This is a genomic window from Bdellovibrio sp. MYbb2, assembly GCF_056175685.1.
In genome coordinates this window covers 97430-119187 of the sequence record NZ_JBJKJI010000001.1, presented here as the reverse complement: position 1 = coordinate 119187, position 21758 = coordinate 97430, and the positions used below count along the sequence as shown (strand labels likewise).

20 protein-coding genes are annotated in these 21758 nt (G+C 51.2%); 12 read left to right on the top strand and 8 right to left on the bottom strand.

Features of this window, described 5'->3' with window-relative positions:
• Positions 1 to 91: 91 nt before the first annotated feature.
• Positions 92 to 1330 (bottom strand): DNA recombination protein RmuC, encoded by a 1239-nt coding sequence (locus AC04MQ_RS00580; RefSeq protein ID WP_475390566.1) that lies wholly within the window; start codon positions 1328 to 1330, stop codon positions 92 to 94.
• A gap of 89 nt (positions 1331 to 1419) precedes the next feature.
• Between AC04MQ_RS00580 and menA the strand changes: the two genes are divergently transcribed.
• The 4 genes from menA to AC04MQ_RS00560 are packed head-to-tail and all read left to right on the top strand — an operon-like array spanning position 1420 to position 4761.
• Positions 1420 to 2319 (top strand): 1,4-dihydroxy-2-naphthoate octaprenyltransferase, encoded by a 900-nt coding sequence (gene menA, locus AC04MQ_RS00575; protein WP_475390564.1) that lies wholly within the window; start codon positions 1420 to 1422, stop codon positions 2317 to 2319.
• Positions 2316 to 3308, top strand: a complete 993-nt coding sequence (gene menC, locus AC04MQ_RS00570) for an o-succinylbenzoate synthase MenC (protein WP_475390562.1) — start codon at positions 2316 to 2318, stop codon at positions 3306 to 3308. The genes menA and menC overlap by 4 nt, the downstream gene beginning before the upstream one ends.
• Positions 3284 to 4447 carry an AMP-binding protein gene (locus tag AC04MQ_RS00565; protein ID WP_475390560.1) on the top strand — a complete coding sequence of 388 codons (1164 nt, stop codon included), beginning with the start codon at positions 3284 to 3286 and terminating at the stop codon, positions 4445 to 4447. Before menC ends, AC04MQ_RS00565 begins: the two co-directional genes overlap by 25 nt.
• Entirely contained in the window at positions 4444 to 4761 is a 318-nt protein-coding gene (locus AC04MQ_RS00560; protein ID WP_475390558.1) for a (2Fe-2S) ferredoxin domain-containing protein, read from the top strand. The genes AC04MQ_RS00565 and AC04MQ_RS00560 overlap by 4 nt, the downstream gene beginning before the upstream one ends.
• A 3-nt stretch (positions 4762 to 4764) precedes the next feature.
• Here AC04MQ_RS00560 and AC04MQ_RS00555 read toward each other — a convergent pair whose 3' ends face one another.
• Positions 4765 to 6684 (bottom strand): hypothetical protein, encoded by a 1920-nt coding sequence (locus AC04MQ_RS00555; RefSeq protein WP_475390556.1) that lies wholly within the window; start codon positions 6682 to 6684, stop codon positions 4765 to 4767.
• A gap of 153 nt (positions 6685 to 6837) precedes the next feature.
• Here AC04MQ_RS00555 and AC04MQ_RS00550 point away from each other — a divergent pair, with 153 nt between their 5' ends.
• Positions 6838 to 7503: a hypothetical protein gene (locus tag AC04MQ_RS00550; protein WP_475390554.1), complete on the top strand. Its 666-nt coding sequence runs from the start codon at positions 6838 to 6840 to the stop codon at positions 7501 to 7503.
• A gap of 129 nt (positions 7504 to 7632) precedes the next feature.
• Here AC04MQ_RS00550 and AC04MQ_RS00545 read toward each other — a convergent pair whose 3' ends face one another.
• The 3 genes from AC04MQ_RS00545 to AC04MQ_RS00535 form a co-directional block, all read right to left on the bottom strand.
• Positions 7633 to 8247, bottom strand: coding sequence for a L,D-transpeptidase family protein (locus tag AC04MQ_RS00545; protein WP_475390552.1), 615 nt, complete (start codon positions 8245 to 8247; stop codon positions 7633 to 7635).
• Positions 8248 to 8392: 145 nt separating this feature from the next.
• Positions 8393 to 8848 (bottom strand): YkgJ family cysteine cluster protein, encoded by a 456-nt coding sequence (locus AC04MQ_RS00540; RefSeq protein WP_475390550.1) that lies wholly within the window; start codon positions 8846 to 8848, stop codon positions 8393 to 8395.
• A 10-nt stretch (positions 8849 to 8858) separates the two neighbouring features.
• Positions 8859 to 9287: an acyl-CoA thioesterase gene (locus AC04MQ_RS00535; RefSeq protein ID WP_475390549.1), complete on the bottom strand. Its 429-nt coding sequence runs from the start codon at positions 9285 to 9287 to the stop codon at positions 8859 to 8861.
• A gap of 92 nt (positions 9288 to 9379) precedes the next feature.
• Here AC04MQ_RS00535 and AC04MQ_RS00530 point away from each other — a divergent pair, with 92 nt between their 5' ends.
• From AC04MQ_RS00530 to AC04MQ_RS00505, 6 genes are all read left to right on the top strand, one after another.
• On the top strand, positions 9380 to 10336 hold the full coding sequence (locus AC04MQ_RS00530) for a polyprenyl synthetase family protein (protein WP_088566315.1): 957 nt from the start codon (positions 9380 to 9382) through the stop codon (positions 10334 to 10336).
• A complete protein-coding gene (locus AC04MQ_RS00525; protein WP_475390547.1) occupies positions 10333 to 11400 on the top strand; it encodes a prenyltransferase in 1068 nt (355 codons plus the stop codon). Before AC04MQ_RS00530 ends, AC04MQ_RS00525 begins: the two co-directional genes overlap by 4 nt.
• On the top strand, positions 11376 to 12140 hold the full coding sequence (locus AC04MQ_RS00520; RefSeq protein WP_475390545.1) for a class I SAM-dependent methyltransferase: 765 nt from the start codon (positions 11376 to 11378) through the stop codon (positions 12138 to 12140). Before AC04MQ_RS00525 ends, AC04MQ_RS00520 begins: the two co-directional genes overlap by 25 nt.
• The gene (locus AC04MQ_RS00515; protein WP_475390543.1) at positions 12118 to 13287 is read left to right on the top strand and encodes a hypothetical protein; all 1170 of its coding nucleotides are present in this window, start codon (positions 12118 to 12120) and stop codon (positions 13285 to 13287) included. The genes AC04MQ_RS00520 and AC04MQ_RS00515 overlap by 23 nt, the downstream gene beginning before the upstream one ends.
• Before the next feature lie 23 nt (positions 13288 to 13310).
• The gene (locus tag AC04MQ_RS00510) at positions 13311 to 14204 is read left to right on the top strand and encodes a PP2C family protein-serine/threonine phosphatase (RefSeq protein WP_015089726.1); all 894 of its coding nucleotides are present in this window, start codon (positions 13311 to 13313) and stop codon (positions 14202 to 14204) included.
• 174 nt (positions 14205 to 14378) lie between these two features.
• The gene (locus tag AC04MQ_RS00505; RefSeq protein WP_015089727.1) at positions 14379 to 15518 is read left to right on the top strand and encodes a citrate synthase; all 1140 of its coding nucleotides are present in this window, start codon (positions 14379 to 14381) and stop codon (positions 15516 to 15518) included.
• A 51-nt stretch (positions 15519 to 15569) separates the two neighbouring features.
• Here AC04MQ_RS00505 and AC04MQ_RS00500 read toward each other — a convergent pair whose 3' ends face one another.
• Together AC04MQ_RS00500 and AC04MQ_RS00495 are read right to left on the bottom strand one after the other, a co-directional pair.
• Positions 15570 to 16403, bottom strand: coding sequence for a S1 family peptidase (locus AC04MQ_RS00500; protein ID WP_015089728.1), 834 nt, complete (start codon positions 16401 to 16403; stop codon positions 15570 to 15572).
• A 3-nt stretch (positions 16404 to 16406) separates the two neighbouring features.
• Entirely contained in the window at positions 16407 to 18104 is a 1698-nt protein-coding gene (locus AC04MQ_RS00495; protein WP_475390541.1) for a hypothetical protein, read from the bottom strand.
• Between the two features lie 245 nt (positions 18105 to 18349).
• On the opposite strand from AC04MQ_RS00495, the gene AC04MQ_RS00490 reads away from it, so the two are divergent.
• Positions 18350 to 19867 (top strand): L,D-transpeptidase family protein, encoded by a 1518-nt coding sequence (locus tag AC04MQ_RS00490; RefSeq protein ID WP_475390539.1) that lies wholly within the window; start codon positions 18350 to 18352, stop codon positions 19865 to 19867.
• 12 nt (positions 19868 to 19879) lie between these two features.
• Here AC04MQ_RS00490 and AC04MQ_RS00485 read toward each other — a convergent pair whose 3' ends face one another.
• On the bottom strand, positions 19880 to 21679 hold the full coding sequence (locus AC04MQ_RS00485) for a hypothetical protein (RefSeq protein ID WP_475390537.1): 1800 nt from the start codon (positions 21677 to 21679) through the stop codon (positions 19880 to 19882).
• Between the last annotated feature and the right edge of the window lie 79 nt (positions 21680 to 21758).

Genomic DNA, 21758 nt, shown 5'->3' with positions numbered 1-21758 from the left:
CTAAGTTTCCAGGGGATCAGGCTCAATCAAATGCAGTGATATTTGCGGTGGAACAAGTGGGGGCTTTGCGCGAACACAGAGCCCGCGGCCTTTAGGCCTGTTCCAGCTGGGGCAGGGATTTTTCAGTCTTGGCCCCCAGACGTTTCAGGTCTTCGACCTGATCGATCAGATTGCCGCGTCCTTCAGAAACTTTCTTCAAAACATCTTCATGGGCTTTCTGGGCGGCGCCCAGTTTTTCGCCCAGGTGCTGAAGGTCCTTCAGCAGACCTGCGAATTTTTCATAAAGCAGTCCACCGCGTTTGGCGATTTCCAAAGCGTTCTTTTCCTGACGATCCTGTTTCCACAAAGCTGCCACAGTTCTTAGGGTTGCCAGCAAAGTCGTCGGGCTGACGATGGCGATGTTTCTTTCCCACGCGTACTGGAAGATTTCAGGCTTCAGCTTGAAGGCCAAAGCAAATGCCGGCTCCAAAGGCATGAACAGAATCACAAAGTCCGGGGAAATCAGTTTGTCAGCCGCGTGGTATTTCTTTTCAGAAAGACCGTCGATGTGTTTTTTCAGGGATTCAATGTGCAGTTTTCCCAGACGTTCCTGTTCTTCAGCGGTTTCGGCGGAAGAATACTGCTCGTAAGCGATCAACGTCATTTTGGAATCGACGATCAGATGTTTTTCATCCGGCAGGTTCACGATCACATCCGGGCGCAGGATCTGACCGTCTTCGCCACGCAGATCCATGTCAGTGCCCTGGATCACGTATTCTTCGCCTTTGCGCAGGCCGGATCTTTCCAGAATGTTTTCCAGAATCAGCTCGCCCCAGTTGCCCTGGGTTTTCACTTCGCCCTTAAGGGCTTTTGTCAGATTCTGGGTTTCAGCGGACATGACTTTGTTCAGTTCCATCAGCTTCGTCAGCTCGCCACGCAAAACGCCGCGCTCGGAACGTTCGGTGGAATAAGTTTCTTCCACTTTCTTTTCGAAGTCCTTGATGCGTTCTTTCAGCGGCTCCAGCACAGAAGAGATGTTTTTGTGATTCTGGTCGGTGAATTTGGCGGACTTTTCTTCAAAGATCTTTTGCGCCATCACCTCAAACTGGGTGTTCATGCGCTGGGAAAGCTCTTCCTGTTGTTTACGGGCGTCCACCATCAGGCTTTTTTGTTCTGACAGGCTTTGTGAAAGAAGATCAGTTTTCATCTGGGCCGTGGACAGGTCGGCTTCCAGTTGGGATTTTTCAGAGGCAAACTGCGCTTTCAGCTTGAAATACACCAGCAGTCCGGAAATCACCGCGCCGGCAGCAAAAGCCATCAAAGTCATGCCATTCATAAAAACCCCCTTCATTCGGAAAACCTCCTTCTTTTGCCCTTAGAAATTCTTTTGGTCACGCGAAAAGAATCTGATACAAAGAGGTTGGATTTTAACCCTTAACAATGCGATGCAAAATGACCTCTGCGACCCAGATTAAAAGTATTCTTCTCGCTTTTCGCCCTAAAACTTTGACCGCTGCCCTGGTGCCCTGTGTGGCGGGGACGGCTCTGGTAAAGGCCATTGGTCTTTCCTGGGATGGCTGGGTTTTGTTTTACGCATTGATGGCTTCTTTCCTGATTCAGATCGGGACCAATCTGGTGAACGACGCCGTGGACTTTAAAAAAGGCGCGGATACCGAAAAACGCATCGGTCCTCAGCGTATCACCCAAGCCGGCATTTTGACGGCGAACCAAGTGATGCTTCTGGGCTCGCTGTGTTTCGCCTTGGCCGTGATGTGCGGGATCCCGTTGGTGCTGAAAGGCGGCTGGGTGATCGTGGCCATTGGGGTGGCGTCGGTGCTGATGGGTTATTCCTATACGGCGGGCCCATTTCCGTTGGCTTACCTTGGATTGGGCGATCTGTTTGTGATCATCTTCTTTGGTTTGTTGGCGGTGACGGGGATTGTGTTCCTGAATACCGGTGAATGGCTGTCTGAAGCGTTTGTATTGGGTCTGCAGATCGGTTTGCATGCCACCGTGCTGATTGCGATCAACAACTTGCGCGATCACGCTGGGGATCGTCTGGTGAACAAAAAAACCCTGGCAGTTCGCTTTGGGGTGAAGTTCTCTCGCTGGGAAATTGCGGTCTTAAGCTTCCTGCCGTTTGTTCTCAACCTTTACTGGTGGTTTGAAGGTTACAAGATCGCGGCGATTGTTTCGATGTTTGCATTGCCATTGGCAGTGAAGATCACAAAAAATGTTTTCGCCACTGAACCAAGTCCGGCATACAATAAATTCCTGGGGCAGGCAGCGGGACTGCATCTGCTCTTTGGACTTCTTATTGCGATTGGATTTGCCTTTTGATCAAGATCAGCTACAGCCCCTACACTCTGAAACCTGTTCAGTCCCTGAATGCCACAACAGTGGCCACCGCGCGTGAAGGGATTTTGCTGAAGGTCGAGTGGAATGACGGGCTGTATGGCTTTGCGGATCTGCATCCGTGGCCTGAGCTGGGGGATCTGTCCCTGGAAGAGCAGCTTTCTGATCTGCGCATGGGTCGCATGACCACGCAAATTGAGCAAAGCATCTGGTTGGCCCGTCGGGACGCGCTTCTTCGCAAAGACAAGAAGCACGTCTTTGATGACGGCGAAAAAATCAAAAACAACTATCTGCTTTCGCACTATCAGGATCTGAAACCCGGATTTCTGGATGGATTGAAAAACGAGGGCTATACCACCATCAAAGTCAAAATGGGACGTGATCTGCAAAAAGAAGCAGACATGCTGACCCATATCGCAGCTTCCGGCATGCGCATGCGCCTGGATTTCAATGCGCTGGGAAGCTGGCAGACTTTTGAAAAGTTCATGGTGAATCTGCCGCTGACTGTGCGCCCGCTGATCGAATACGTGGAAGACCCATTCCCGTTTGATTTCCACGCGTGGGGCGAAGCCCGCAAGCTGGCGAAAATCGCTTTGGACAATCAGTACGACAAAGTGCCTTGGGGTAAGATTGCTTCCGCGCCTTTTGATGTGATCGTGGTGAAGCCCGCCAAGACCGACGTCGACAAAGCCGTGGCCCAATGCCAGAAATGGAATTTGAAACTGGCAGTGACCAGTTATATGGATCATCCGGTTGGGGTGGTGCATGCTGTGGGTGTGGCGATGGAACTTAAAGACAAGTACGGGGACATGATTCTTGAGTCCGGCTGTCTGACTCATCGTCTGTATCAGATGGATTCTTTTGCGGCCGAGCTTTCCACCCAGGGACCGTATCTTTTGAAAAACAAAGGCACTGGTGTGGGCTTTGATAAATTGCTAAAGGACCTGACGTGGTATCAGCTCAAAGTCCGATAGATCTTCATTCTGAATCCAACGAAATCCTGCTGAATCCACGCTGGCCTGAAACGGACTATCAGGCTTTGTACCGTCTTGCGGAAAAAAGTCAGAGCGAGAAAAATCTGAAAAGTCATGTGTGGATCGCAACATCCGGTTCCACCGCCAATTCTATTTCGGCGACCAAGCTTGTGGCCTTGTCGAAACCGGCCCTGATGGCGTCGGCGCGGGCAGTGAATCTTCATTTGCAAAGTTCTGCCAAAGATGTGTGGACTCAGGTACTGCCGCATTTTCATGTGGGTGGGTTGGGTATTGAAATCCGCGCGCACCTAAGCGGGGCTAAGGTTGTCAACGCCCTGAAGGACGGGCGCTGGGACGTTCAGCACTTTTACGATGTGCTGGTTTCTGAAGGCTGCACTTTGTCGGCTTTGGTGCCGACGCAAGTTTATGATCTGGTTTCCCATGGTTTGAAGGCGCCAGCGACTTTGCGAGCGATCGTCGTTGGTGGCGGAGCCTTTGAAGCGGACCTATACAAAAAAGCGCGCGCACTGGGGTGGCCGGTGCTGCCTAGTTATGGCATGAGCGAAACCGCCTCCCAGATCGCCACGGCGTCTTTGGACAGTCTGAAACAAGATGAGTTTCCACCCGTGGGTTTGTTGACTCATGCGAAGGCCCGCCAGAATGATGGCGGTTATCTTGAAGTATGGGCGGAATCTTTATTCACTTGTTATGCACAGAATACCGAAACGGGTTCGCGCCTATGGGATCCAAAAACGGCGGACGGATGGTTTACGACGGAAGACAAGGGCTCGGTCGTGAATGACAGTCTGCTGATTGAAGGCCGCAGCAAAGACTACGTCAAGATCGGTGGCGAAGCGACCAATGTGGCAAGACTTCGTTCGGTGCTTGAATCCTGTGCCTTGCACTTGAATCCACATTGGCCCACGCAAGTGACATTGTTGGACGTGCCTTCTGACAGACTGGGCGCTGAAATTCATCTGGTCAGTCTTTTATCGGAAGCCGACACGGACAAAGTCCTGAAGCTGTATTCAGAAAAAGTGCTTCCCTTTGAAAAAGCACGTAAAATTTATTACATGAACGAGATCCCGCGCAGCGATCTGGGAAAGATCCTGTGGGCAGAGCTGAGGAGAAAATTATGAAGCACGAAGAAAATCCCTGGTCCAAAGGCATCGTTCTGATCTGCACGAAATGCCACAAGTCCATCAGCCCCAAGTTGCTGGAAGAAGATGGCAACAGTGCCGACAATCTGAAAATGTTCCTGAAAAAGTCATTTAAAGAAAGCGGTGATGGTTCCAAGATCCGCGTGGTGACAACCAGCTGTCTGGATCTTTGTATCGACGACACTCAGGCCGTGACGTTTGCTTCGACCAAAGGTGAAACAGAAACTTTTGCGATCCATCCTGAAAAGGACCGCGAAAAGCTTCTGAAGCACCTGCATGAAAAGATTAAGTAACTATTATTGGAAAGTGCCGTTGAAGGCTGAGCCTGACACTCCGGCGACTGAGGAAACGGTGAGGTCCAGCATCTTGCCATTCAGGCCGGCAGTTTGTATATACAGAACAGCCGCTCCCATGCCTGATCCCACTGTGATGTAGTTTGACGAAGCCGCCACGCTACAGTCCGGATCAGCAAAGATCACGTTGGTGCCTGGCGCGGGTGTGATGGAAACTGAAAGTGGTGCACTGTAGGTCTGGGCGGCGATACGGAAGATCCCGGCTCCATCAGCTACTCCAATAGAGATCGCTTTACATGCTCCGGCGATCATATCTATAGGTACAATTTTAAATTGCGTGATCGGAGTACTGATATTCACAATCGGAGTATGGTTCGTCAGTCCCGCCGCATTCACATTGAAGTGATAAGACCCGGCATTGGCGACAGCCGCACGGAAGTACACTTTCTTAAGCGCCGTGTTTTTAGCCACGACCGCCGTTGTGATTGGTGTCGCGCAGGCTTCATCTTCAAAGAAAGACCCCAGGTTGCTTTCCTTGGTGGCAAGATTCACCGTTAGGTTTCCGTTGACCGGCAGCATGGTGCCGTTGGCGTTCATGGTCACGACGTTATAGGCATTGCAATAGCCGTTGGCGATATCTCGCGGTCCCCACAAGTCCAGCTTCGCCGCGATCGACTTGCTGCTGATATCCACCCGGAAATTCAAAGGAAGGGTGTCATAGATATAGCTGTTGCCAGTGGCCCCGGTTACATTCAAGTCAACCAAGACAGGCGTGTCAGAGGCCGTGGCTTCAGAAAACTTAATATAGCCCACAACGACCGGATCATAACTGCTGAAGGTATAGCTGGAAGCCACCGTGCCGCAAGAGGCATCCGAATAAAACTTCAGTCGCGCATCGCTGGCCGTCACATCCAGCGTGCCGCCGAACTGATCGTAGGCGCTGCTGTTGTTATAGTTGTGGGATCTTAAGCGGAACGGATAGCAGATGTTCTTATAGATCTGGGAACTGTGTTCATCCAGTGACAACCAGCGATAGTTCGATGAGGCCTCTGAATTTCTAAGCGTCACATCTGCCGCCGTGGTGCTGGCACTCAGGGCAGAGGTGTTGATGACTTTAAAGCTCAGCATCGCGCCAATCGGCGTGGCTGGGAAACGATAATAGATTTCCGTATAGCCCGCTGCTGCCGGGATGGTGAATGTGTCGGTGGTGTTTGTGTCGCTTTGGCAGTCGTTCCAGGTTTTGTAGCCGGTGATTCCGCGGTAGGTGGCGCCCGCTGCTGTTTTGCTAAGCTGGAAGGTCACGTCTGCAGTGTGGGACGCACGCTGCCCGTTTGCCGTGTTAAAGAAAGCCGAGAAAGATCCGCACTGGTTTGAACCAGCAAAGCCCCGTGGCCAGTTTTTTTCAAGAACCACAATGGCAGCGGCACCCGAGCCTGATCCGTTTCCAGGGCTGCTGGCATCGCCATCCACCAGGGTCAGTGTTTCGGTGTCACCGATCATGGAAGAACCTTTGATATAGATATAGTCCACGTTGGTGCCGGAAGAACCGGTGGTGATGCCCCAGATATTTTGCAGGTCATTTTTGGTCAGATAAATATCAAAGCTGCCATCAGAACAGTCTGAATCATTGGCAAGGCCTGCTGACAAGGCGGTGTCGGTCAAATCTGGTGAGGACGGCGGCTGATGCCACACGCTTTTATCAAAGCTGACCAGGATTGTGCCCACGCGGGTGTCGCAGCTTCCCTGCACACGCGCATAGTTCTGGGCATCGAAGTCCTGATCAAAAGGACTTCCGCCTTTCAGGGAAGGAGCTGGAAGCTTCTTGCCCAGGGTTGAAAGCTGCATCTCGGGCTCTTTACACCCAGTCAGCGCAAACACTGTCAGGATAAAAACTATGAGATTCTTGCCAGTTACGTACATCATGACCTTACTCATCGACAGGTCCAGTGGCCCCCTAAAGATTCAAACTGAGAATCTTAACCAACTTTTGTCGGATGTAAGATTGCCGCATCATTCTGAGCTTACAATCCTTGAGTCCCCTCGTATAAACGGACATAGTAGAGACGAGGTCTCGCTATGAAACATTTGGTACTTTTCGCTCTGATATTGGTTTCGGCTCCAGCCTATTCGATCCCGATTCCTGATCCAGTCCCGGGACTGCAGGCGGCGGTGCAGTTTTGTACGACCATTGAAGATGAAAATGAAATTTCACAATGCGTGCGTCTGGAAAGTGGCGCAAACTGGGTGACCAAAGAAGCTCTGCATATCTGCCGCAATCAGAACTTTGATTCCGACCGGGTAAGTTGTCTGGCAGGCATCGTGAATCGCGACATCCGTCCGGAAGAAGTGGCCGTGTGCGAGTCCCTGACATTTGATGATGAAAAGGCCCGCTGTCTGGCCGACATTCAAAGACCTTTCCCGTACCGCACCCGCCTGAAGGTGGACCCTCGCCCGGGCTTGCAGACGGCAAGCCGTTTGTGCCAGTCCTTCTTTCATGATGAAGACAAACGCCGTTGTCTGAACGAAATGTCAGCCGCGGAATTGTTCACGGCGGAAGCGGTGGTTTTTTGTGCGGATCGTTTTAGTGATGATGAAAAGATTCAGTGTCTGGGAAGACTTCGTAACAAGTTTATTGTGCGCGAGGAAGTGCTGATGTGTGACCGGGTCTTTGATGATGGCGGGAAGCTGTCGTGTCTTCAAGGAGTGCAGCGCAAGTATCAGTTGCGCCCGGGCGGCCGTTGAAAAAGGCCCACCTGACTGCGTTGTCGGGGGACCTTTTTCGCTCCGACGTGCTAGGAGCACGCCTGTGCTTCAAAGGGACCCCTCCGCCTTGCAGCTGTGCCTTTTTGAACGGCCTTCAGTTGCTTGGTCCTATTTGGTTGGGCTGATTTTACAGACTTCGACCAGGGTTCTTTCTTTTACCAGGGAATAAATTTCTTCGATCTCGGCGTTGGTCACGGCGATGCAACCCAGTGTCCAGTCATACGGGTGGATTTTGCTGATGCGCTCGTATTTCTGCGGGTTGGATGGCAGACCGTGAATCATGATGTCGCCACCTGGGTCTTTACCCTGGGACTTTGCATAAGCGATATCCGCTTTGTTCGGATAGTCCACATGCAGGGACTTGGTGAACTGGCTCTTTGGGTTTTTATAATCGATGGAATAGATGCCTTCGGGAGTTTTGCCGTCACCCTGGAACTGCTTGTGGCCGATGAAGTTCCAGCCGAATGCCACCGTGTAGGTTCTTAGCAAAGTGTCGCCGGAAACCAGATACAGCTGGCGTTTGTCTTTGGAAACCACAATACGTTCGATCTTCAGACCTTCACGTTGAATACGCTCAACCGATTCGCGGCTGCGATCCAGCAACTTGTCGATTTGGGTCATGTCATCGCAGTACTTGTAAGAACGGTCCGAGGCTTTGGAACCGGCGAAAGACTGCAGGGAAACAAGCGTCAAAGCAATAAGGGGGAAGATGAGTTTTTTCATGAGGTCCTTTGTAACACAAGGGGCCTCATTTCTAAGAATTGCAATGATGGAATTTGCTGTATAACGGTAAGAAATGCCTGACCGTCTAATGGTTAGACAGTCGCTGCTTCAGCTTGCGGCCCTGCCGGGCCTCCAGCTCTGCCGGCTAGCGCCCCCAGCCCTGTTCGCTTTTGATTTGTTCGCGGATTTGCTGCTCGATACGTTCGGCAGGGATCACAGCACCTTTACCCACGCCCGGGCAGAAGGCTTTGACGTCCTTGGCCCAGGATTTGGCGTTCATAACCTCGGGCCAGAACGGCCAGGTACGGCATTGGGTCGGGCGGGCCTCATAGACGCTGCAGCCTTTGCCTTTCAGGAACATGCAGTCGGTGTTTTTCGGGTCTTCCTTCAGATGCCAGATGCCGCCGGTCATATCGCAGTATTTGCGGGTGAAATCCCCGGTGCGCATTTTCAGGTGTTTGGCAAAGCGCTGGCGGTCTTCAAGGCTCAGGTACACAAAACCGTATTCCCCGTGGGAAGTACAACATTTGCCGGAACCCGTGCATTCAAAACGAACGCCTTCGCGCCACCATTCTTTTCCTGTGAATTTAAATTCTTCCATGTGCGCTCCTTTAGCAGCCTTGACCGGTGGATTCCAGATAAGGCTCCAGGCGGGATTTCATCAGGGACGGCAGGGCCGCCTTTTGTTTTGTCTTTCCATCAACCAATGCATGAACCATGGTGACGACAGCGTGAGTTTTATCTTTTTGGGTGAAGACGTACTTCATTTTAAATGAGGTCTCGCCAAAGCTGGCGACCGCGACACTCACTTCATAGGTTTCACCCGGGATGAACGGCGCCAGAAAGTTGGATTCTGTATGGCGCAGGGGAATCAACAGATCCCGGCTGCCAAACCACTCGTTCCAGGTGTAGCCGGCGTCGACGATGAATTCTTCAAATGCATCGTGGGCAAAGCCAAAAATATTTCCGAAAAACATGATTCCCGCAGGGTCTGCATCCCTGAAGGTGATGGTCTTTTTCGTGCGAAAGACTTTATTCATAATGTCTCGGACTTTACGGCCTTGAAGCCCTTGACAGCAAGCAGATAAATCGCGAAGTTAGCGGGACTATTCGACCTCTTCAGGAGTTAAAATTGCAACGCAGCGTCATTGATCTTAAAGTCTATGATCCAAAGGATTTTCCGGCGTACCTGCCAAAGCTGAACAAGCTTTACGACGACCTGTTTTCCGGCGGCAAAGGCTTCCGCGCAAAATTGATTCGCATGATGTCCGCTCACCTGGGTATTGAACCCAAAACAGAGCTGCTTTTGTCCCAGACAATTGAATTCATTCACAACGCTTCTTTGCTTCATGATGATCTGATCGATCGTTCTCACCTTCGCCGTGGCAAAACAGCTGCGTGGCTGAAATACACGCCCGAATACGCGGTGCTGGCCGGCGACTATCTGCTGGCGCGTGTGATGGTGAACCTTTCCGGTCACGGCAATATCAAGCTGGTGCAATACACGGCGGAAGTGATTTCTGATTTGCTGGAAGGTGAATGGCTGCAGGACTCTGTGGTGGGTGATTTCTTCGTCACTATGGAACAGCTGGATCGTATTCACAATCTGAAGACCGCAAGTCTGTTCAAGTGGTGCATCCGTGCGCCGTTCATCGCGCAGGAACGCTACGACGAGGAACTGCACAACATTCTTTCTGAAATGGGCACGCTGCTGGGTCAGTTGTTCCAGCGCAGTGATGACCTTCTGGATTACGACATCCGCAACGATGAAGGCAAAGCTATCCTGGGTGATTTGAAATCCGGCTATTTGAATTCCTTCGGGGCGTTCATGTGTGCCGGAGCAACTCGCCATGAAATCGACCATATCGTGAAATCCAAAACTTTGGAGCAATACTACGAAAACGTCGGCGGCAAGGCACGCTTTGACCAGAAGCTGGCGGAATTCGATGAAATCAACCGCGGCCTGATCAAAATGTATGATCACCATCTGGAGCGTCTGAAGTCCCTGTTGAAACCGGGCGAAGAAAAGCTGATTGATCAACTGCGCCCGCTAACCGAGATTTTGTACTGGAGAAGGAAACCTTCGTGAGTGAACTGATCACGCTTTCCAAAAAAGACGCCCAGTTCGAATCCTATTTGCTGGGGACGTTCTCCAAAACTCACCGGGCTTTGCCGCAGCAGACCCTGAATGTCAATTCTGCCTCCGAGCTGGTGACGTTTCGTGTTCTTCCTTTGAGTGAAATCGCGAAGCCTTCATTGTGGGCCAAATTGGCTCAAGTGTACAAGGTGCGCACGTTCCTTCTGATTTTCCTGCCGCTGTTTTTGATTTTGACCAAGAACATTGACGATCACACCATGCAGGATCCGGTGACCACCGCGATCGCGACCATCGGAGTGTTGCTGGCGTTTATTTCCATCAATCTGCGCAACGACTATATGGACCACATGAAGGGTGTCGACCGCGTGCTGGAACGTTCCGGCAGTCGCGCCATTCAAAATGGCTGGATCACGGCAGCCCAGGTGAAGCATCTGTCATCGTTCTTCCTGTTCATGGCACTGGTATGTGCGGTGCCATTGGTGTTTGCATTCCCGCAGCTGGCCGGGATCTTTGCTGTCAGTCTGACGGTGGGATTGTGGGCTCAGTTTAAAAAACAAAATTCCTTCAAGTACCGTATCGGGGGCGAGTTTGCTCTGTTTGTGATGCTGGGGCCGCTTTTGACGGTGGGCTTTCAGATCGCGATGGGTGTTCCCGGGGATATCGAAGCTTTCTGGCTGGGTTGTGTGTGGGGTTGGTTGGTGCTGTTCGTAGTGCACCTTAGAAACTTCATGAACATCTTCCCAAGCAGTCAGGCGGGTTTCACCAATACCGTGAACTGGCTGGGTTTTGATAAGGCCCGTCGCCTGATTGCCGGCTGGTGGATTTTGTTCCTGATTTTCAATCTGACTTACCATCTGAATTACGCCGGTTTTTACTGGGGCGTTTATCTGACGGTGGTTCTGGCATTTGCATCCGTGGGCTTCATCTATAAACTGAAAAATATCTCAAGCCCTGTGGGCAGCGAGATGCGCAAGGTGTTCCGCGCCGGTTTCTATCTGTTCCTGATCGCCATTGGCATGTGGGTTTTTGAGTGTCTTTGGTATCTGCTTCGCTAGACGGCGGCCTTCGCATTTGTGTTCGGGCTTCCGCTCAGGAAGTCCATGACAAGGCTGTCGAGTGGGCGTCTTTTCTAAAGGCGCCACTGAATCCTGAAAGTCCTGAACAATACTTCTTTCATTTCTTTGTCGAGCCCGAGGGCGTGTATGTGCGCGATCAGGAAAAGCGCCTGCTTGAAATCGATTTTGATAAAAACCATCTGGATTACGAGCGCAAAGGTCATCGCGGCAAAAATGAACTGATCGCCAAGGCACTGGGCGTGGCCAAAGGCGCACGCCGAATTCTGGATCTGTCTGTCGGTATGGGTATCGACAGTGTGTTTTTGACCCAGCTGGGATTCTCGGTGATCGGGGTGGAGCGTTCTCCGGTGTTGTACGCTCTTTTGAAGGAAGCCTTTGCCAGCACCAAAAAGGACTATCTGAAATCCTATGAACTGCACTTTGCCGACAGCCTGCAGTTTCTAAAACAGAACAAGGGTCAGCTTGAAGTGGACGCCATTTATTTTGATCCGATGTATCCGCACAAAAAGAAATCCGCACTTCCCAAGCAGGAAATGGTGGTCTTCCGTGATCTGGTTGGTCACGACGATGACGCCAGTCTGGTTCTGCAAGAGGCCCTGACGTGGCCGGTGAAGCGCGTGGTGGTGAAACGTCCGATGCAGGCTGAAGAGCTGCTTCCGGGTGTTCGTCATTCTTACGAGGGAAAGGTGGTTCGCTATGATACTTATGTGGTTGGGTAGTTTTGTCATGATGATGCTGGGGCTTTATCTGTCACAAAAGTACGTGGCGGTGGTTTTCTCTGGCCTGCAAAAAAGTTTTCTGGAAAAGGGGTTGGACACAACTCTGGGGAAAATGTTCATCCGCGCTTTGGATGTGGTGGTGCTGGAAGCATCCCCGCAAAAGTCTTTGTACTCGGGAATGGCGCTTTTAAATTTGCGTGTTCTGGGAACTCGTCCCAGTGCTTTGCTGATGTGTCTTAGCACCCTGGGTGCGTGGTGGGTGTTGATTCTGGGTTTGTTGTTCATGAGCTTTAACGGTTACTTCCTGCTGGGGCTTGCTGGCGTGGGTCTGCTGACGGTTTTTTTGTCCGTGCAGATTAAAAACATTCTGGGCTGGGTTCTGGGAACGGGGCTTTTCCTGGTGGGTGGTGAAACCATGCTTCGTAATGCCAGTGTGTTGATGACGACCCTGGGGCAGAGTGATCTGGCTTACTTCCTGGCGGATGGCCGTTTTCCGACGGTGATTGCATTGTTCTGTCTGGCGTCTTTGATCAGTTTGATTGTGCAGCTGGAATTCTGGTCCCTGGCATTGGCTTTGGGGTTGCTGTTGACCAACACCATTTCTTTCAACGCGGCCCTGGGCTTGGTTGCGGGGGAGCGTGTGGGCCGCATGCTTTTCTTCTGGTGGCAAAGCCGCTCGTTGAATCAGGAATGCCGTCGCATTGGGACTCAGTTTGCGATGGTGTCGGCCAGCGGGGCGTTCCTGGGTATGATGATCGCCGGTGAAGTCCGCACTTTGCTGAATCTGGGTTTCACCAGCGGGACGGCCGCGGCACAGGATAAAACCCTGCAGTTTGTTCTGTTGTTTGCTTTGATTTTGGGTGTGCAGTGGGTGGCGCAGATGATCTGGGGTCATTTCGGCGGCAACGTGAAGGTTGATGAAATGCAGGCGTCCCGCTATTTTGGTCCGACCTGGAAACGCTGGGAGCTTCTGTCCGCCACCGTGATGTCCTGGGCCCGTGAAAAAGTCCACAAGCGACACAGCGAGATCCGCTATCACCTGCAGGGTCTGGGCAGTTTGAAAGAAGGGCAGGTGCCCGAGCACATTCAAGCCCGACTAAAGGCCGAAGAAGAACAGCTCAATATGTTCCTTCACGACTGGGCGTGAAAAAGAATTTAATATAAGCCGTCATGGCAAAAGAACAAGACGAACTCAAAGAGCGAATTTCAGAACTGGAACATGAACTGGCGGTGAAAGAGGCAGAGCTTCACCGTTACCGCCTTGAGCTTTCCAAGGCCAATGGCGCCCTGGAAAAGATGATTGCCCAGATCAGCCAGGAGCTGAAGCTGGCGCAGGTCATGCAAAAGTTTCTTTCGCCCACTGAACTTCCCAATGTCCAGGGTTTTGAGTTCAGCACCAAATTCCTTCCCGGCACTCGTTCGGGGGGTGACTACTTCGACATCTTTGAACACGAAGACAAACTCAAGTTCGGCATTCTGATTTCCAGTGCCAGCGGTTACTCGCTGTCTTCGGTGTTGTTGTCCGTGATCATTAAAATCTCTTCGCAGATCGAGGCCCGTCGCGGCTTGGAGGCCCACAAAGTGCTGGCGTTGCTGGCCAAGGAAGTTGTGCCGTCCATCCAGAATGAAGACAAAGCCAGCGTGTTCTACGGGATCGTGGATCGCCGCAATTTTGAAATGCAGTACTGCTCTGTCGGGAACATCGACGGCTTCATGCAGGTCTATGGTCAGGACAGTCTGGTGGAGCTTCTGCCGACCGGTCCAAGTCTGGGCAAGGACTTTAACACGGAGCCACAAAGCCGGGTGATCCAGCTCAATCCGCGGGATCGTCTGATTATGGCGACCGAAGGTTTGAAGCTGTCCCAAAATTCCCTGGGGGTGAACTGGGGTGGACACGGGATTTCCGAGGCGATTTCTCGGGCCCCGAAGCAGGGTGTGCATGAACTGCGCAACGAGATTCTGCTCTCGAATGAGCGATACTCAGGTAAACAGGATCCCGTCCGGGACCAGACACTGATCGTCACCGAAGTTAAAGACAGAGTCATCAAGCTCGCCAGCCGGTAAAGCAGGGTCGTTGGACCGAATGCCGGTGGTTCCGAGAAACTGATTGTTACTATGTTTTCAGTCGCGGGGTTTGTAAGACCTAGGATCGGGAACCGCGTGACAACTTGTGAAAACTCCTGTTAAGTCTACAATGTTTAAAAAAGAAGTATTTGATAAGTCAGAAAGGAAACTACGATGGCTGAAGTAAATATCTATGAAGGCGCCTTGGACAAGGGTTTGGAAGGCGTTGTTGCATGTACGACGAAAGTATCTTTTATCGTCGGTGATTCTCTAAATTTCCGTGGTTACACGATCGATGATCTTGCTGCGAATTCAACTTTTGAGGAAGTAACTTATCTTCTTTGGAACGACAAACTTCCAAATGCTCAAGAGCTGGCGGCATTCTCCACTCAACTTCGCAATGAAATGGCTTTGAGCCCTGATTTCATCAAAGTTTTGAAAGCAATCCCTACCAATGTTCACCCAATGGGTTGGTTGCGTACGGCTGTTTCTTTGATGGCTCACTGGGATTCTGATGCTAACGACAACGGCGCTGAAGCAAACTTGCGCAAGTCTGTTCGTTTGACAGCGAAAATGGGCACTCTTCTTTGCGCATTCGATGCAATCCGCAAGGGTAAAGAGCCTGTGGCTCCTAAAACTGACAAATCCATGGCTTGGAACATGATGTACATGCTGGGCGGCGGAGCTGAGCCAAAAGCTGAGCACGTAAAAGTGATGGACACTTGCTTGATCCTTCACGCTGACCACGAGCTGAACTGCTCTGCGTTCGCAACTCGCGTAACGGCTTCTTCGTTGTCTGACCTTCACTCTGCGATCGTGTCTGCGATTGGCGCGTTGAAAGGTCCTTTGCACGGTGGTGCGAACGAACAAGTGATCCTGATGCTGCAAAAAATCGGCAACATGGAAAAAGCCCAACAGTTCGTTAAAGACGCTTTGGCTGCAAAAGAAAAAGTTATGGGTATCGGTCACCGCGTTTACAAAAACGGCGACCCTCGCGCTCGTATCCTGCGCAGCATGTCCGACAAGTTGACTAAAGATGCTGGTATTCACCACATGTACGAAATGTCCACTTTGATCGACGATACCATGTTCAACGAAAAAGGTTTGATGCCGAACGTGGACTTCTACTCTGCAACTGTATACTTCTCTATGGGCATCCCGACAGATTTGTTCACTCCGATCTTCGCGGCTTCCCGTATTTCCGGCTGGTGCGCACACGCTTTCGAGCAGTACGCAAACAACCGTATCTACCGTCCTCGTGGCAAATGGGCAGGCAAAGAGGGTCTGAAATGGACTCCGGCCAACCAACGCTAGGAATTTCGGTTTAAGATCGAATGAAAAAGGGAGCTGCAAAGCTCCCTTTTTTTATTTGTCGGAATGATCAGACAGAATTTTCAGATTTTTATGGATCCAGTCCATTTGATTGGCCACGTTGACATAGGCCGCCCGGCCATAACAGTCATTCGAAGGGATCGGGTCCGCTTTGTATTTGAAAGTGGCGTGGGTGATGCCGATGATCACGGGCTCACCGTTTTCATCCGCCTTCAGCAAGGGTCCGCCGGAATCACCCTGGCAGATGCCGATGCCATTTTTCTGGTTTCCGATCAGATGGGTTTCATTGATCTCAGAAATGATGGTCGGGGTTGAATGCAGGATGCCCCGTTCTTTGACCCGGGCGCCGTCAGACGTTTTGCCATAGCCGATGGCCAGATAGTTGGTTGGTTGTTCCAGAGTTGTTACAGGCTGCAGTCCCAGGATTTTCAGGCGTGTTGGTTTGGGATCGCGGATCTTGATCAGGGCGATGTCATCAGCTCCCAGTTTCGATGTGTCCCGAACAAAGTTTTCGTGTGGGATGATTTTGTCTATGCGAAGGACTTTTCTTTTTTCCTCCAGGGGATTCAAGCCATAGGCAATATCATAAGTGGCGCCTTTTTCATCCACACAGTGGGCGGCAGTCAGAATCACATCTTCAGCAATGAAAGCGCCGGTGCAGATGCCCGAGCTTTTGAAAAGAAAAGATCCTTTGCTCCCGCGTATCATGACGACCCAGTTGGCGCGGGGATCGGTGTTGGTGACACGACGGCCACCGACGATGGCAGAGTCATCATCGTCAGGCAACGAGTGCTCGAACGCGGTCTCTTGTGCAGATGGCGCGCAGGCACTCAGTAAAAATAGAAAACTCAGGAAGCACTTCTTCACAAATTATATCTCGCAGGAATTAAGGGCTTTGGAGTTTTGCGCAGACACCAGTTTTTTGCAAGTGTCTGGGATTGTTTCTTTACGAACTTGCGCAATTTGCAAGGCGCGGTACAGACCTGAGGAATGCACAGCTTCGACACCTTCAACAATTTGAACTTTCAAAGACGGATCTTTTTCTTCAGAAGCGAAGAAGCATCCATAGTTCGATTGTTTTTTAGGCAGAACGTTTTGCAGTTGTGACACAACCTTAGCTGCCAGCACGTCCGAGAAATCTTCATTCAGGAACTGGGTGGATCCCTGCTTGTCTGTCAGGCAGGCTTTCGCGGTTTCAAACTGTTTTGCATGCGCAAACACGTGGTGGGCGAACTCGTGCGCCAGAATGGAAATTCCATAAGTCGGCAGTTTCACAGACATCCAGCTGACCTTGATACCGATAAGTCCCGGGCTGGCAAAATCAGAAATACCCAGGTTTACCAGATCATCACAAAGCATGTCGTTTTCACCCAGGGTCTGCGACAGCAAAGCACCCAGCATCAGTGTTGTGGATGCGTCCATTTTTAGAAGCATCTCCACTTGCAATTTGTCGGTGCGGGCTCTGTCGGTCAGTGATTGAGCCAGGGATTTGGACAGATCATTGATGGACTCAGGCATATAGACGCTGATCTTTTTCACGATTTCATATGCGGGATCCTGAGAGTTCAGGTTTTTCAAAACCTGTTCGCGCACCACTTCCACTTTTTCCTGGAAGGCAGTCACGTCTTTGACTTCCGGATACAGATTGAGCCCTTGGTACATGCGCACTTCGCAGGCTGATTTCAGACCGGGAGCTTCAGCAAGACGCTTTTGCAGGCGGGTTTTCAAATCGGACTTCGCCAGATTGGTGCGGATGGTTTCGGCCTGCAGGGGCAGAGCATCGGCAATAGCCGTCTCTTTCAAGGTCAGTGTGTGCACCAAGCGCACGCTGTAAGAACTTTGAATCAGATCCTTCAGTTCAGTTGCGTCGGCAGTGCCACCGGCTTTCAAGCGGGCGATGACCCCGTGGTCCAGGTCGATAAATCGGAAGCCGATGGCCTTATTTAAAGTCTCCTGCATTTCAAGGACAAGGTTGATTTCGGCACGGGCTGCATCCATCACAGTTTTTTCCGGATGCATTGCCAACAGATAGGCCTGAGGTCCCTGCAGGTGCGCCCGGCCGTTGGCCTTTGCAAAGTCATATTCGCCAATCTTGGCAAAGATCGCTTTTCGGTCAGATTCTGAAATGTCTTTTCCGCTCAGGATATAGATGACTTTGATCAAACGCATTTGCGTTTCGTTCAGTTCTGCATTGGCAAATTCAGATTCTTTCGCCTGCAGTTGATTCAGGGTGGTGGTGTGCAGTTGCACCTTGGCATTGATCACTTCTTTTAAGCGGCCGTCCAGATGTTGCTGGTAATAAGCCTTCTGAGTGTCACTTGGTTGGGCTGCCTTCGCCATCAAATTTGCGTAGGAGATCTCTGTCGACTGAGAGGCGCACAGATCCTGATAACACAGTTGTTCTGAGGTCATTGCGGCTCTTTCCGCCTTTTGTTTTTCAGTCAGGGGAACTGCGGTTTTGGTGGCCTTGGCAGTGCGCACGGGATTGTTGGACTGCTTTTTACATGCAGCCAGATTTACGCTGACGGCAACCAAACCCAGAGTCAGAAGTGATTTTGACCATCTCATTTTGAGACCTCCCAAAAAAGTTCAACAGCTGTAGATCTTTTATGCGATGAACTCGCATTGGATTGCAGCCGGGGAACGATGTTGTTACTGAGAATGATAAGGAGCAAAGTCGGAGCCAGTTTTTTGTGGCAAAACATCCAGTTTGTTTTGTTTTGGAAATCTTCAAGTCCGTCGACCAGACCCAGCCTAACAATGCCGCAAGAACGGAGACAAAATTAATTTAAAAGAAGACATGAGGAGGGGTTATGGAGTTGGTGCGTCTCATGGGTTTCTTGACTGTTCTGAGCCTTGCTTTGAGTGCGAACGCGCAGAATTCAAAGGACTACTTGGTCGTTGTGGACAGAATTCCGGTAAGTGAACTGCGCTGGGTGATGACACAGTCAGGGGATCACGGAGTCAATGCGAAGAGCTACTGGTCGGATTCAATGGAGCAAACTTTTTTGGTGGATCCGTTAAATCCCGCTTTGCGAAATCAGGCGAGTATTAATTATTTGCGCCTGTTGCAGAATGTTTCCACCGGCATCGTCGATCCGGCACTGGTGGGCGTGGATGTGAAACTGACCAAGAAAAAATTCCCGACACCTGTTGAGCTGCAGACAGCTTTGGCTGCCGCCGGGCAAAACCCCAACGTCCTGTTGGAGTCCATGTCTTCACAAATGCCCCAGTATCTGGCATTGCGTGACAGCCTTCGCAAAATGAACAATGCCTGCGTGAATAATCTTTGGCCCGCACTGCCCAAAGTTAAAAAAACTTTGAAGCTGGGTGGCAAAGACCCGATTGTGATTCCAATAAAGATCCGTATCGCTCAACTGGGCTATCCTATGGCCAGCTTTGACAACGTTTATGATGAGCAGATGGTGGCTGCGGTGAATGATATTCAGTGGAACCTGCGGTTTAAACCCGACAGCAAGATTTCTCCGGGAGGAAAAACCTGGAAATATCTGAATGTGTCCTGTCAGGACCGTATGCGACAGATCCGCCTGGATATGGAAAAGCTGCGCTGGTTCCCTCAATACGTGGAAGAACGCTATATCTTTGTGAACCTGGCGATGTCCTATTTCAGTCTGGTCGATAAAAGCGGCGGAGGTTTCTATTCGATGAGCTTCCGCACCATTAATGGCCGGCCTGAAAGAAAATCACCGACCATGAAAGACAAAATCGTTTACATTGTGATCAACCCATTCTGGGTGGTGCCACCGACGATCTTCCGCGAAGACAAGGTTGAAGAGATCAAGAACCTGTGGCCATGGGAAATTCGTCAATACTTTGATTCCCGCCATTATCAGGTCTGGAACAAGTCATTCACTCAAAGAATCGATCCGGCCACTATTGACTGGTACAATATGGATCCCACTCAGGATGCCAATATTTATATCCGTCAAAGCCCGCACCGCATGAATGCGCTGGGTTCACTGAAATTCATGATGACCAATTCCTATGCGATCTATCTGCATGATACGAATCAGCGGGAATTGTTTGCCGAGCCTCATCGACTGCTTAGTTCCGGTTGTGTGCGGGTGGAAAAACCCGTGGATCTGGCAGAATACCTGATGAAGGGAACCGAGTGGGACCGTGCCGCGATCGAACGCTATATGGCAAAACCGGGGGAAGTGCTGGATAAAGACACCAAGGTTCAACTGAAACAGCAGATACCGGTCTATATGGTGTTCCTGACATCGCAGCTGAGTTCTGATGGAATTCTGCGCTTTGCCGAGGACTCTTACAGACAAGGCACCCGTTTGTTAAGACTGGGTGCCTGGTAGTTGGCTGAAAACCTAGCGCCCGGCAGGAATCGTTGTGGTGGTAGTTGAATTGATGATCGGCACCGGTGCCAGGGAACTGGTGCCGGTAGAGTAAATCGGAGTCGGGCCCAGTGAAGTGCTGGAGCTGAGTGTGCCACCCAGATAACTTGTGCCGCCGTACTGGACTTGCTGAATTCGGTACATTAGATTGTACATCTCTTGCTGCAGGGAAGAAACAGTCTGATATTTCTGCACCATCTGTTGCTGGTACTGCTGCTGATACTGCATCGCTGTTTGGTATTGTTGCATCTGCATTTGCATCATCTGCTGCTGCAAAGCCATCGACGAAGAATCATATCCGGTCATCGAGCCCATCATGCTTCCGGTGTATGTTCCCATCAGTCCACCATAGCCCATCATACTTCCGGTCATGGAACCCATCATCCCACTCATCAAACCGCCGTAACCGGCCGTCGACCCCATCATGGAACCATAGTTGCCCATCATAGAACCCATCATACCGCCGTAGCCGGCAAGGCCACCAACCATACTGCTCATCATCGATCCCGGATAAGCGCCCATCATCGAGCCGTAACCGGCCATGGAGCCCATCATGTTGCCATAACCACCCATCATGCCGCCCATATTCATCCCATTCATGCCCCACGGGCCCATGCCCGAGGCGTACATTCCGCCACCCATCATGTTGCCCATCATGCCTGCGGGGTATCCGAAAGCTCCACCCATGCCGGCATTTCCGTACATGCCACCCATGCCATAGGCGCCCGTCATGCCCATGGCACCATTCATGTTGCCCGTGCCGTTCATACCACTGCCGCAGCCGAAGCTGCCCTGACCGGTGCCCCCGCTGACGGCGCCGTAAAGACCCGCCATCAGATAGGGGTATCCATAACTTAAAGCCGGGTAAGACTGCGTCGGCCAGCCGGCGTTGGAGTTGTACTCTGCCACCATCTGGTTTTGTTTGTAACCCATATACGAAGCGAACAATCCTGTGCCCACGTTGGCGATCACATTGGCCCAATCTGTTTTCGGAGCGGAGGCCTGGGATCCATTTCCTTGAGCAATACACTCGACACAAACGCCACCCTCGGTGTCCGAGGAAGCAAGGCCGTTGCGGCGGTCTTCCAACGCGTCGGCTTTGGCGTCTTTCAGATCTTGTTTCAGGTTGGTGATCTGGCCTTCCATGCGTTCGATTTCACGTTGCAGTTTTTCGGACTGGGAATACTGCTTGCGATAATCAGACAGCCCTTTTTTGCAAGTGGTGGCATCACTGCCACGGCCGCCGTCAGTTTCACGGTACTTTGAATTAGAGCAAACTGAACCGCTGACAGAACCCGCTTTGCCACGGTCACAGTACTGTTTCCATTCTGCGGTGGAAAAACCATACACTGGAATCATGTCGGCGTTGGGTGCTGCGGCTTCGCCACCTTCTTCACCCTGGGCAACAAATTCCCCGGATTGCTCCTGCAGGCCTTTGTATTCTTCGCAGCGGCGTGAATTTTCCATGTGTTCAAAGATGAAATCGGCATAGTCGCTGGAAATGGATTTTTCCACATCGGTGCGGGTCCGTTGCAGGGTGCGGTCGATCTTTTTCTTTTCCGCTTTTTTGGTTTTCAGCTGTTGCTGGGCTTCTTGCAGTTCCGCCTGAATTTCTTTGGTGCCGTCGTCGATGCTGGTGGCACCGTTGCCGGCGCGCATTCCGGTTGAGCAGCTTTGCATACCGCCGTACATTCCAGTGCCCCACATTGAAGTTTGTGCCGTGGCCATCACCGGTCCGAGAAGTAAAATTGTCAGAAGAATTTTTTGTAACATGGTCCCGCCTTATTTACACATTCAGGATAGCGGGCAAGTATTGAGCGATTGTGGAGTTAGGACCTCACGGTTTAAAGTG